Annotated in this window: 15 protein-coding genes; 4 read left to right on the top strand and 11 right to left on the bottom strand. The window is 30.2% G+C overall.

Annotation, left to right across the window (positions count from 1 at the left end):
• The first annotated feature begins 136 nt into the window (after positions 1-136).
• From CRV03_RS00430 to CRV03_RS00415, 4 genes are all read left to right on the top strand, one after another.
• Positions 137-349, top strand: a complete 213-nt coding sequence (locus CRV03_RS00430) for a hypothetical protein (RefSeq protein WP_129083166.1) — start codon at positions 137-139, stop codon at positions 347-349.
• Positions 350-426: 77 nt separating this feature from the next.
• Entirely contained in the window at positions 427-633 is a 207-nt protein-coding gene (locus tag CRV03_RS00425; protein WP_129083165.1) for a heavy-metal-associated domain-containing protein, read from the top strand.
• Position 634: 1 nt separating this feature from the next.
• Positions 635-994 (top strand): helix-turn-helix transcriptional regulator, encoded by a 360-nt coding sequence (locus tag CRV03_RS00420; RefSeq protein ID WP_129083164.1) that lies wholly within the window; start codon positions 635-637, stop codon positions 992-994.
• Between the two features lie 4 nt (positions 995-998).
• Complete coding sequence (locus tag CRV03_RS00415) at positions 999-3173, top strand: cation-translocating P-type ATPase (RefSeq protein ID WP_129083163.1); 2175 nt, start codon at positions 999-1001, stop codon at positions 3171-3173.
• Between the two features lie 50 nt (positions 3174-3223).
• Here the strand turns inward: CRV03_RS00415 and CRV03_RS00410 are convergent, their stop codons facing one another.
• From CRV03_RS00410 to CRV03_RS00360, 11 genes are all read right to left on the bottom strand, one after another.
• The gene (locus CRV03_RS00410) at positions 3224-4411 is read right to left on the bottom strand and encodes a tetrahydrodipicolinate N-succinyltransferase N-terminal domain-containing protein (RefSeq protein ID WP_129083162.1); all 1188 of its coding nucleotides are present in this window, start codon (positions 4409-4411) and stop codon (positions 3224-3226) included.
• A gap of 55 nt (positions 4412-4466) precedes the next feature.
• Positions 4467-6314 (bottom strand): primosomal protein N', encoded by a 1848-nt coding sequence (locus CRV03_RS00405; RefSeq protein ID WP_129083161.1) that lies wholly within the window; start codon positions 6312-6314, stop codon positions 4467-4469.
• Positions 6314-6745: a prepilin-type N-terminal cleavage/methylation domain-containing protein gene (locus tag CRV03_RS00400; protein ID WP_129083160.1), complete on the bottom strand. Its 432-nt coding sequence runs from the start codon at positions 6743-6745 to the stop codon at positions 6314-6316. Before CRV03_RS00400 ends, CRV03_RS00405 begins: the two co-directional genes overlap by 1 nt.
• A gap of 5 nt (positions 6746-6750) precedes the next feature.
• Positions 6751-6927 (bottom strand): hypothetical protein, encoded by a 177-nt coding sequence (locus tag CRV03_RS00395; protein ID WP_258238956.1) that lies wholly within the window; start codon positions 6925-6927, stop codon positions 6751-6753.
• 22 nt (positions 6928-6949) lie between these two features.
• A complete protein-coding gene (locus tag CRV03_RS00390; protein WP_258238955.1) occupies positions 6950-7171 on the bottom strand; it encodes a hypothetical protein in 222 nt (73 codons plus the stop codon).
• Positions 7172-7215: 44 nt separating this feature from the next.
• Positions 7216-7614, bottom strand: a complete 399-nt coding sequence (locus CRV03_RS00385) for a TerB family tellurite resistance protein (RefSeq protein WP_129083159.1) — start codon at positions 7612-7614, stop codon at positions 7216-7218.
• A 98-nt stretch (positions 7615-7712) separates the two neighbouring features.
• Positions 7713-8408 carry an ABC transporter ATP-binding protein gene (locus tag CRV03_RS00380; RefSeq protein ID WP_129083158.1) on the bottom strand — a complete coding sequence of 232 codons (696 nt, stop codon included), beginning with the start codon at positions 8406-8408 and terminating at the stop codon, positions 7713-7715.
• Positions 8401-9168, bottom strand: coding sequence for an ABC transporter ATP-binding protein (locus CRV03_RS00375; protein ID WP_129083157.1), 768 nt, complete (start codon positions 9166-9168; stop codon positions 8401-8403). Before CRV03_RS00375 ends, CRV03_RS00380 begins: the two co-directional genes overlap by 8 nt.
• On the bottom strand, positions 9165-10214 hold the full coding sequence (locus tag CRV03_RS00370) for a branched-chain amino acid ABC transporter permease (RefSeq protein ID WP_129083156.1): 1050 nt from the start codon (positions 10212-10214) through the stop codon (positions 9165-9167). Before CRV03_RS00370 ends, CRV03_RS00375 begins: the two co-directional genes overlap by 4 nt.
• Before the next feature lie 2 nt (positions 10215-10216).
• Positions 10217-11113 carry a branched-chain amino acid ABC transporter permease gene (locus tag CRV03_RS00365; RefSeq protein WP_129083155.1) on the bottom strand — a complete coding sequence of 299 codons (897 nt, stop codon included), beginning with the start codon at positions 11111-11113 and terminating at the stop codon, positions 10217-10219.
• Positions 11114-11234: 121 nt separating this feature from the next.
• The gene (locus CRV03_RS00360; protein WP_129083154.1) at positions 11235-12350 is read right to left on the bottom strand and encodes an ABC transporter substrate-binding protein; all 1116 of its coding nucleotides are present in this window, start codon (positions 12348-12350) and stop codon (positions 11235-11237) included.
• Positions 12351-12431 lie beyond the last annotated feature (81 nt).

Here is a 12431-nt window from a genome sequence, read left to right as displayed (position 1 = left end):
TTGTTTTATTATAATCTACCCTTTTTTAATCATATTAATTTACTTTTTAGTAGAGAATATATTTCCAATAACTACTTTTTTTATTTCAATACTTCATGTTTATTTTTTACATGAAATTATTTCTAAAAAAGATATTGTGAAAAGAGAAGCTTATATACACTGGTACAAAAACAATGTAAAACATAGCTTCTCTATGCATGCTCATGATATGATAAAAAAAGACTTTAATTTTTTAAATGAAAGAATAAATAGAACTATTTTATTTAAATTTGAAATTATCTTCTTTATATCTCTTGTAATAGAAAGTGAAGTTTTATACGAACTTTTTATGATGCTTAACAAAATTTAATATTCTTTAGTCTTGACATTTATTTCATATGATGATAATATCATATGAAATATTTATCATATATAAAGGATTATCTTATGAAAAAAACATTTAAAGCAAACAATATAGCTTGTGGAAGTTGTTCAAATCTTATTAAAGGTTCATTAGAAGAAGAGTTTGGAGAGATTATTATAAATTTAAATACAGAACCAAAAGAAGTAACAGTTGAAATCAAAGATGAAACACAAGAAGTAAAGTTCAAAGATGAAATGAAAGAACTTGGATTTGAAATCATAGAAGAGTAATATGTGTGCTTGTGAAGAAAAAAAATTAATCAGGTCTTGTTGTGAAGATATTAGTTATATCTCTGATATAAATAAAATTCTTCCTTCACAGGAAACTTTAGTTGATATCTCAAATGTATTTAAAGCTCTTGCTGACCCAACTAGAGCAAAAATGTTATATGCACTAATAGATTATGAAATATGTGTAGGAGAGATGACAAACCTACTTGAAATACCCCAATCTCATGTGTCACACCAATTAAGAACACTAAAAAAATACGGAATAGTTGATTTTAAAAAAGATAAAAAAATGTCTTTTTATTATATAAAAGATGAGTATATAAAAGATTTACTCAAAGCAATCCTAAAAGAAAAGGAGTAGTCTTATGTCTAAAGAGAAAATAAATCTAAATATCTCAGGAATGACTTGTGTTAACTGCTCAAATGGAATTGAAAAGTTTTTAAACAAACAAAAAGGTGTACAAAGCACTAAAGTAAGCTTCGCTTCTAGTGAAGGAGAGTTTACTATTGATACTGAAAATATGTCAAAAGATACTCTTATAAAAAAAATTGAACTTCTTGGGTATAAAGTTGAAGAAGACTTTTCTCACTTAGAAAAAGCTCAAGAAAAAGAGTTCAAAAACCTTAAAAACCTTTTCTCTATTTCAATGACTATAACTGCATTTATGTTTGTAATCATGTTTTCAAGTATAGTTGATGTATCAGTTAAACAATATGCTATTTTCGCCCTTGCAACAGTTGTACAGTTCTTTTGTGGAGCAAGATTTTATAAGTTAGCATACAAAGCTTTAAGTAACAAAAACTATGACATGAATGTTTTAGTTGCCTTAGGAACTAGTGCTGCATACTTTTATTCTACTTTTGTTGTATTCTTCCCTACCCTATTTCCAGAGCATTTAAAATTCTTATATTTTGATGGGGCAGCTGTTATTATCTCTTTTGTTTTATTAGGAAGATTTTTAGAAGAACGTTCAAAACAAAAAGCTAGTGACTTTTTAAAGAAACTAATGACATTAGCTCCTAGCCTTGCAAATTTAATTGATGAAAAAGAGAATATAAAAGAAATACTTGCAAGCGAACTTAAAATAGATGATAAGATTTTAGTTAAAACTGGTGAAAAGATACCTACTGATGGAGAAATAATAAAAGGTCGTGCAGATATAGATACTTCAATGATTACAGGTGAGTCAATGCCTGTCTTTAAAGAAATAGGAGATGAAGTATTATCAGGAACTTTAAACACAAATGGTGTAATCACAGTAAGGGTTACAAAACTAGCAAGTGATACAACTTTATCAAAGATAATCAACCTTCTAAAATCAGCTCAAAGTAAACAAATACCTATTAGTAGATTTGCAGATAAAATTGCAAATATCTTTGTACCTTCTGTAATCGTTATAGCTATTGCTACTTTTATTATATGGGCTTTAGTTGGAGATATGCAAAATGCTATTTTAGCAAGTATTTCTGTACTTATTATCTCTTGTCCTTGTGCTTTAGGACTTGCTACTCCAATTGCTATTGTAAGTTCTGTAAGTAAAGGAGCTAAAGAAGGTATTTTAATCAAAAACCCTGAAGTCCTAGAAGTTATCAAAGACATACAATACGCAGTTTTTGATAAAACAGGAACTTTAACAAAAGGTGAAATAGCTGTAACTAAAACAGATATAGATGAAAAATATTTCTCTAAAATATTAGCTGTTGAGAGTTTAAGTGAGCACCCTATTTCTAAAGCTATTGTAAGCTATTTAAAAGATGTAGAAAAACAAAACTATGAGATAGAAGATTTAGAAATCATTGCAGGAAGAGGAATAAAAGCTAAAATAGATAAGCAACTAATTTTACTTGGAAATAAACAACTTTTAGAAGAGAATAATATAGAAATCAAAACTTCTCACTTAAAGTTTTATAATGAAAGATTAGAGTTAGCAAATGGTGTTATTTTAGCTTCTATTGAAAATGAAAGTATTGGTTCTTTTGCCCTTGAAGATGAACTAAAAGAGAATGCACAAGAACTAATTGAAAATTTAAAAAAACAAAATATAAAGCCTATTTTATTAACAGGAGACAATAAAATCACTGCTTCTAAAATAGCCTCTAAGATTGGTATCGATGAAGTTTATAGTGAAGTTATTCCAACTGAGAAATACGATGTAATTAAAAAAGTTCAAGAAAAAGGTAAAGTTATGTTTGTAGGAGATGGAATAAATGATGCTCCATCAATCAAACAAGCAAACATTGGAGTAACTTTAAACTCTGGAGCTGATATTAGTAAAGATGCAGGAGATATAATTTTAGTAAACAATGAACTTAACTCTATTTCTAAAAGTATTAAGCTATCAATTGAAACAATGAAAATTATAAAACAAAATCTTTTCTGGGCATTTATTTATAATGCAATAGGAATTCCACTAGCAGCAGGTGTTTTATATCCATTCTTTGGACTTATGTTATCACCAATTTATGCAGGAATAGCTATGAGTTTTAGTTCTGTGACAGTTGTTCTAAACTCTCTTAGATTAAAACTAAAAAAGCTTTAGATAGTAGTTTAAATAAAAGAGAAGAAACTTCTCTTTTATTCTATTTTGACTTAGTGTAAGTCAGCGTTTAATTTAACTTCTCTAGTTGATCTCATTGCAATTGTTTGACCAGTTTGAGAGTTAACTCTAAAGTGTACTCCATTAACACCTAAGAAATCCATACCTTTCATAACAGTAGAAATCTCTTTACCTGGGTTAATCTCTTTTAATTGCTCAACAGCTTTTTCAGAAAGAGTGATTTTAGTACCTGGTAAGATTGTTACACCTGCATCTAAGATACAAGAGTCACCAATAGCAGTACCAGTACAAGAGTTAGCACCTAATAATGTGTTATCACCAATAGTTACAGGAACACCATCAGTACCAGAAAGAACACCAAGAATTGAAGCTCCTCCACCAACATCAGAACCAGCACCAACTTTAGCTGAAGAAGAAATTCTACCTTCAACCATTACAGCACCTTCAGTTCCAGCATTGAAGTTAATATATGCAGCACCAGGCATTACAGTAGTTCCAGCAGCTAATTGTGCTCCAAATCTTACTTTGTTTGTATCTAAAATTCTTGTGTTATCAGCAGGAATTACATGGTCTAAGAATTGTGGGAATTTATCAACTTTTGTGATACTTGGGAATTTACCAGATAGTTTTAATGAAATTTCATTTTCTCTTAACCAGTCTAATTCAATTGGTTGATTTCCAACCCAAGCACTGTTGTGTAATTGACCAAATGCACCATCAAGGTTTAAGCTTCTTAAAGCTGCTTTTCCAGTTGATAAAGCATAAAGTTTTAAATATACAGACTCTGCACTTGCTGGGTTTGTATCTTCAAAAATAAATACAACTCTATAATCATCAGCAGTAAGACCTGAATCAATTGGTAATGAAGCTAAAGTAGAAATAACTTGAACATTTTTGTGCTCTTGTCCTTTTGCTTCTGGGATATATGGTCTAAAAGACTCAATACAAGTTGTTAAAAATTTGTCACTGATATTAAATACTAATTCTGATTTAGAAGTATCAATATTTTCACCTGCTTCTTTTAATGCATTTAAGAAAATTGCAGCACTACCGAAGTTTTCTTCCCAGTTTACTACAGGATATGATGCTTGTAAAATTTTTTCAGGGTTTAATTGTCCTCTATCTACTTTTGCGATACCAAAACCAATTGGGTTTTTGTACCAGTCTTGAGATTGGATATTTGATACTAGTTCTTTAAAATCATCTTTTGTAAAAGCCATTATTTTTCCTTATTATTTTTAGGGGCGATTATACAATAAGAAGTCTAAAGATTAATTAATAAACCGTATCCATATCAATAGAAGCTATAGGAGAATCAATACTATGAAGGGCTTGAAGCAAGGCTTTTACATTTGAAGAACGTAAAATTATTTCATATCTATATTTATTTGCAACTTTAAATATTGCACACTGTCCGAAACCTACTACTTGAATATTCTCTTTTTGTTTTAAAAGTTTTACGTATCTATCAAGTTCATCTTTTACTTTAAGTCCATTTGCATGGGCAAACATTACTTTTGCCATTTTTAAAAATGGAGGATAAAGCCCTTCTCTAAACTCTAACTCCTCTTGTAAAAACTCCCCATAATCATACTCTTGCAAATATTCTGCAAAAAAATCTTCATTTTGGGTTTGAACAATAACTTCTCCATCACCTTTTCTTCCACTTCTTCCTGCTATTTGAATAAGCAAAGATAGAGCTTTTTCCCTTGCTTTATAAGAGTTCATATTTAGGATTGAATCAATTCCAAGAACAACTGCAAGTTTTACATTATGGTAGTCATGCCCTTTTGAAAGCATTTGTGTTCCAACTAAAATATCAATTTTATTATTGTTAAAATCATTTAAAATAGTTTTTAACTTACTATCAGTTTTGATTTCATCCCTATCAAATCTTTTCACTACTTTGTCAGGGAACATCTCATTTAGTTGTTCTTCAATTTGTGCTGTTCCAACTCTTAGGTTATGAATCACTCCATTATTACATGAAGGACAGGTTTCTGGTATCTTTTGAGCATATCCACAATAATGACACTTTAAAGCTAAATCATTTTTATGTAAACTCATTGAAACAGAACAATAAGGACACTCTACTGATTTTCCACATGAGGTACAAATTTGGTATTTGTAGTTTGCCCTTGTAGGTAAAAATACAATTACTTGATTTTGATTATCTAAAGTTTGTTTTATTTTGTTTAATACTTTTAAAGAGATATCTAAAGAAGAATCATCAAATTCTATTTTCTTTCTTGTATCATAAAAAGTCTGCTTTAATCTATAAAAAGGCAACTTTGAAAAAGAAGAGATTGAAGCTGTTGCACTTCCTAAAATAAGTCTAATATCGTACTTCTTTGCAATATAAATACTTAAATCTTTTGCATGATACCTTGGTTTTGAATCACTTTTATAAGACTCATCATGCTCTTCATCTACAACTATTAACTGCAAGTTTTCAAAGGGTAAAAAAAGTGCTGACCTAGCCCCTGCAACAAGTTTAATACTTCCTTCTTGTAAGCCTTGAAGAATTGTCTCTTTTTTCTTTTTAGTGATTTTAGAGTGCCAAATAGCTACAGAAGTAGAAAAAACCTTTTCTAGTCTTTTTTGCATTTGAGGTGTTAAAGATATTTCAGGCATCAATAAAACTGCTTGCCCACCTTTATTTAAAACTTCTTCAATAGTTTTAATATAAACTTCTGTTTTACCACTTCCTGTGTTTGCAAAAAGTAAAGCTTGTTTTTTATCTTTACAAAAATCAAATGCCTCTTGCTGTTTAGGTGATAGCTCTATTTGTGAGTCAAACTCTTGTTTTATATTTTTGTTTTCATACTCTTTATTAAAAGGAATAAAAATAGAAAGAGCCTCTCCAAAAGAGCACACATAATATTGAGAGATAAACTTTGCAATTTCAAGCATTTTATTGTCATAAAAAAACTCTGTAATAACTTTTATATCACTACATTTAAAGCTTGGTTCTTCTACTTTTTTTACTACAACTGCATCACTATAGTTTTTTCTATTTCGTAAAGGAACTTCAACCTTACTTCCAAGTTCTAGTTCTTCTTCACTTTGAAAAGTTAAAGGTTCTAAGGGTGATTTTAAAAGTGAAACTTCATAATAGTTCATTATTCAAACTCTTTACAAAGTTTTAAATCACTAATACAAGAGAAACTATCATCTTTGAATCTATACTCTAAATACTCTTTTTTAGAGATATAAACTCTATATTTATCACTTGCAACTTTAATCCACTTGCCAAGCTCTTTTTCTAACATATTTGTTGAAAGCAATGGTACTTGTAAAATATTATCAAAAATCTCTAATCCTTTTTGATTTGTTATTGCATTATCTAAATAAGTAATTTTTGATTTCTGTAGCAATATATTTTTTGAGTTTTTCTTTGATATAGCGCTATTAATCAACGCTATATCAGCTTTTACAGTAGTTTTTACTGTACTATTTATTGAAGTGGCATATTTACTTATTAGAAAACTCGCAATTATAGAGATAACTACAATTACAATAATAATTTCTATAAGTGAAAATGCCTTTTTCATAAGATTTATAGATTTGGTAATTTTTCTGTTACAGCCTCAACATCATCTTTTAGTCGTACATATTGCTGGGAAACTCTTATATAAGCCGCTAGCAACTCTTTTGTATCTAAATTCTTATCTGTAGATAGATATCTTGTAATCTCATCTTTGAGTTTATCATCTACTGTGATGGTATAAGCCATGTTATTTATATGAAATGTCACTTTATTTTCCACTACTCTTTGCCTCAACGAAAGTTAATGTACTATCGATTTTTAAAAGCATATCTTGGTTGTTTCTTTCTAATTCATCATTCTCATTTTTTAAATCATCAAGGTCACGTTTTAATATTTCATTCTCTTTTTTAAGAAGTTCATATTCATGTATAAGTTTTTCTATTTTTCCATTTAAGTTTTTGATGATATCCATAGCGATTATTTTATCCAAATAAACCAATTAAATTATTTAAAATGAAGAAAGTTTCATTTTAACTAGTCTATAAACAGCTTCCCTTGGGTATATAGTGCAGCTGCAGCTTTTCCCCATTGAGAATAAAACTCTATATCTTTTTGAGATAAATTAAAAATTTCATTTATTTGAAAAATAAGATTTCGCTCTTCAAAATCAAATTTATCATCAGCATGAATTAAAATCATTAACTCCAAAATAACTATTTTCTTGCTTCTTAAACTTTTAAAATCTTTTAAAGTAGCATGTAAATCAAAACTTTCTAACTCAAAATCATCATCATTTTCAATTCCCATTTCTGCACAATATTCTAAAATAACCTCTTGTTCTTTTTCACCATAATCATTATCAATTCTCGCTAAATAGTGTGCTAATTGTAAGAATGAGAATTTTTCTTTTGTTTCTAATTTCATTAAAAGCATATTAATCCTAATAAAAATATTTGTATTTATAATTTAAAAATTGAATTGTAGTAAATAAAAGTTAATAATAGTTAAATAAAGTGTGTACTAAGTGGGTTTTACCCACCTAAGTACTTCTCTCTAATCTCATCAGAGTCGATAAGTTCAGCCCCAGTTCCTTCTAAAGCAATTTCTCCATTTTCTAAAACATAAGCATAATCAGAAATTTCTAAAGCTGCAAAAGCATTTTGCTCTACTAGTAAAATAGTAATTCCTTCATCTCTTAGTCTTTCAATTGTTTTGAATAGTTCACCAACTATCTTAGGAGCAAGACCTAAAGAAGGTTCATCAAGCATAAGAAGTTTTGGAGAACTCATTAAAGCTCTTGCAATAGCAAGCATTTGTTGCTCTCCTCCAGACATAGTTCCTGCTAGTTGACCTTTTTTTGCAACAAGTCTTGGAAATAGTTCAAACATATGTTCTTGAAGTCTTTCATAGTTTTCGTCATTGTTAAAAGCACCCATTCTAAGGTTTTCTTCAATTGTTAAGTTCTGAAAACATCTTCTTCCTTCAGGAACTAAAGCAATATTACTCTTAATAATCTTATGAGTTTTCATTTTTGAAATATCATCATCTTTAAAAATAATCTCACCCGTTTTTTTAACATCATTTACAATTGACTGCAAAGTTGAAGTTTTTCCAGCTCCATTACTTCCAATTAATGAAACAATTTGTCCCTCACCTACTTCAAACTCAACACCTTTTACAGCATTGATTAATCCATAATAAACTTTTAAATCTTTTACTTTAAGCATGTTTAAAATCTCCAAGGTAAGCTTTAATTACTTCTTCATCTTTAATCGCATCTTTAATATGCCCCTCAAAGATTGTTTTTCCATAGTCTAAAACCATAACTCTATCACAAAGCTTATTTACAAACTTCATATCATGTTCAATTAAAAGAATAGTTACATCAAACTCATCTCTAATTTTAAAGAAAAGTTCTGCAAGTTCATGTGTTTCTTGTGGATTCATACCAGCTGCTGGTTCATCAAGAAGTAAAAGTTGAGGAGAAGCAGCTAATGCTCTTGCAATCTCAACTTTTCTTTGTTGCCCATATGATAATGCAGTTGCCATCTCATCTGCAAACTCAGCTATTCCTAAAACTTCCATAATCTCAAAAGCTCTTTTTCTTACTCTTCTTTCTTCTTTAAAAAATCTAGGTAATCTAAAGATTGCTTCAAGATATGAGTACTCTGCTTGATAATCAAAACCAATTAAAATATTGTCTAAAACATTCATTGAATTAAATAATCTAATATTTTGGAATGTTCTAGCAATTCCTCTATGTACAATTTTATAAGGTTTTATTCCATCAATTCTCTGCCCATGGAATTTAACCGCACCTTCAGTTGGTTCATAATTTCCAGTAATAACATTAAACATAGTAGTTTTACCAGCACCATTTGGACCGATAAGACCATATATTTCTTTTGCATTTACATGAAAAGTTGTATCTTTTATGGCAGTAACTCCACCAAATTTTTTAGTTACATTTTGTACTTCTAAAATCATTTGTTACCACCTTTTTTCTTTTTAAACCATTTCAATTCAAATAACTCTTTTTTACCCATTAAACCTTCTCTTGCAAATAGCATTACAATAATTAAGATTAGTGAGAATACAACCATTCTCATACCTGGTGTTCCTTCTGTTTGGAAACCAAATAAGTTCATTGGTTCGTCTAAGAATCTCATCCACTCTAGTCCTGCCATTACAAATATTGTTCCTAAAATTGCTCCTGTTGTAGAACCAAGTCCACCAAGGATAATGATAATTAACAATTGGAATGTTAGTAAGAATGTAAATAAGTCTGGTGAAATAGATGTTAAAAGTGCTGCTAATAAACCACCACCAACACCTTCAAAGAATGCTGACGTACAAAATGCTAAAGTTTTTGTTTTAAAAGTATTTACACCCATTGCAGTAGCTGCATCTTCATCATCACGTACAGCTTTCATAGCTCTACCAAATTTAGAATAGATAATATTTAGTATGGCTAAAACGGCAAAAATAGCAATTCCCCCTGTCCAATAAAGGTTTGAAAACTCTGGAATATCATTTAACCCTAGAGAACCATTTGTAATATGAGGATTATTGATTGCTAAGATTTTAATAATAAAACCAAAACCAAGTGTAACAATTGCAAGATAATCACCTCTTACTCTAAATACAGGGAAAGACAGTGCTAAAGCAAGTAATGCTGAAACAATACCAGCAAAAAGTAAAGCCCAAGCAAAATCAGCTTGTAGTGCTAAAACCCATTCAGCTGGGTCTTCTAAATCAAACTGATATAACATCGCATCTGCATCAAGAGTTAAAATAGCTGTAACATAAGCACCAACTGCAACAAATCCATTTGGCTCTAATGATAACTGCCCAGTTACACCATTAATTAAGTTATATGAAACTGCTAAGATAACAAAAATTGCAACATTGTTGATGATTCTTACTGTATATTCATCAAAAGCTACTTGAGCAAACCATGTAAACCATATTGCAGTTATAATAATTGCTAGATTTATTAATCTCTGTTTTGTAAAAATTGCATCACTCATCATGATTAAAACCTACTCTTTTCTAAGTCTTCACCCATAATACCAGTTGGTTTAAATAGAAGTACAAAAATTAAGAAGATAAATGCAAAGGCATCTTTATATCCACCAAGTTCAGGCCAGAATGCAATAACTACAACCTCAGTAAATCCAATAATGAAGCCCCCTAAAACAGCACCTGTTACTGAACCAATTCCTCCTACAACAGCTGCAGCAAAGGCTTTAAGTCCTACTAAAACTCCCATCATAGGTTCAACAGAAGGATAATTTACAACCCAGAAAATTCCTCCAACTGCTGCAAGAGCAGAACCTAAAGCAAACACAATAGAGATAATCATATTTGCATCAATTCCCATAAGATTTACAGTTTTAAAGTCAAAAGATAAAGCTCTAATTGCCATACCATATTTAGTTTTGTATAGTACAAATAAAATCCCTGTTAATAAACCTAAAGTTACAACTGGAACCATAATAGAAGAAACAGTAAAAGTAATCTCTGATACTACAAATACATGCTCCATGTATTCAGGAACAGGAAAGGCTCGTGGAACTCCACCTGCAAAAACAGTAAAGGCGTTTTCTAAGAAAAATGAAATACCAATTGCTGTAATAAGTAATGAGATTCTTGGTGCATCTCTTAAAGGTTTGTAGGCAATTTTATCTGTTAAAATACCTGCAAGCGCAGATAAAGAAACAGCAATAAGTACTGCAATAGGAAATGGTAATCCTAAAACTGCAATACAAGTATAACCTAAAAAGGCACCTACCATCATAATATCTCCGTGTGCAAAGTTGATAAGCCTTAGCACACCATAAACCATTGTATAACCGATTGCAATAAGGGCATACATACTACCCAAACTGAAACCGTTAACCATCTGCTGTATAAACGTTGTTATGTCCATTCTTTTCCCCGATTAATTTTCATAAATACAATAAAAAAAGCAATCCTACTATTACTTTTTAATTACTTTTTTTATTCTAAAAAAAAAGCCTAGCAATTGCTAGACTTTTTAATTATTTTGACTATGGATTTACAGTAGCTTTAAACCCTGCTTGACCATTTCTAATCTCTTTGATAACTGCTGATCTTGTAGCGTTACCTTCACCATTGATAGTGATTTTCCCCGATACACCATCAAAGTTAGTAGTCTTTTTAATTTCATTGTTAACACAAATTGAATCAGATGGATCTTCACATCTATTCATTGCATCAATTAAAATATTATACGTATCTGCTCCAAGTGCTGTAAATGAGTTAACCTCTTTTTTATTAGTCTCTTTTTCATGGAACTTAATAAAATCAGCTGAAGTTTGAGATGGAGGGTTTGTATAGTCAAAGAAGTCAGTAAACATATAACCTTCAACAGACTCACCACCTAAATCAATAAATGTTTGATTTGCAACACCATCACCAGAGAACATAGGTTTATTTAAACCTAATTGCTTAGATTGTCTTGCAATCATAGAAGCTTCTGGGTGGTATAAAGGTAAGAACATAAAGTCAGGATTTAAGTTCTTGATTTGTGATACTACAGCTTTAAAATCTTTGTCACCTGATGTAACTCTGATTTTTTTAAGTAGTTTTCCACCATTGTCTTTAAATGCTTTTTGGAATGCTTTTGCTAAACCTAAAGAGTAAACTTGCGCTTGGTCAACAATAACTACAGCTGTTTTGTAACCTTGCTCTTTTGCATAGTTTGCAACAACTTCACCTTGGAAAGAGTCAGTAAAACAAACTCTATTTGCAAAAGTTCTTCTTGCAGTTAATTTGTCATTTGTAGCAACAGAAGCAATAACTGGTACTTTTTTCTTATCAGCAATTGCAATAGTTTGAGCAGTATTTGTAGAAGTTAATGCACCTAAGATTGCAACAACTTTATCAGAAGCGATAAGTCTAGTAGTAGCATTTGCTGTCTCTACTTTATCACCTTTGTTATCAATTAATACTAATTTAACAGTATCCCCATTTTTTAATTTAGGCTGTAATTTGTGTGCTAATTCAACACCTAAATTTGTTACTTGTCCATAAGCAGCTAATGGACCAGACATAGGCATTACTGCACCAACTTTAATCTCCTTTGCCATTGCAATTCCAGCAGTTAACGCTGAAGCAAGAGCTAAACTAATTACTTTTTTCATACACTCTCCTTAAAAAAATTACTTAATACCTTAGCATAAAAAACCAAAAAGTTTTTGATAAAGTGTATAAAAAGTGTATAA

The organism is Arcobacter sp. F155 (assembly GCF_004116455.1).
In the GTDB taxonomy this organism is placed as follows: domain Bacteria; phylum Campylobacterota; class Campylobacteria; order Campylobacterales; family Arcobacteraceae; genus Halarcobacter.
This window is presented reverse-complemented; position numbering and strand designations above follow the sequence as displayed.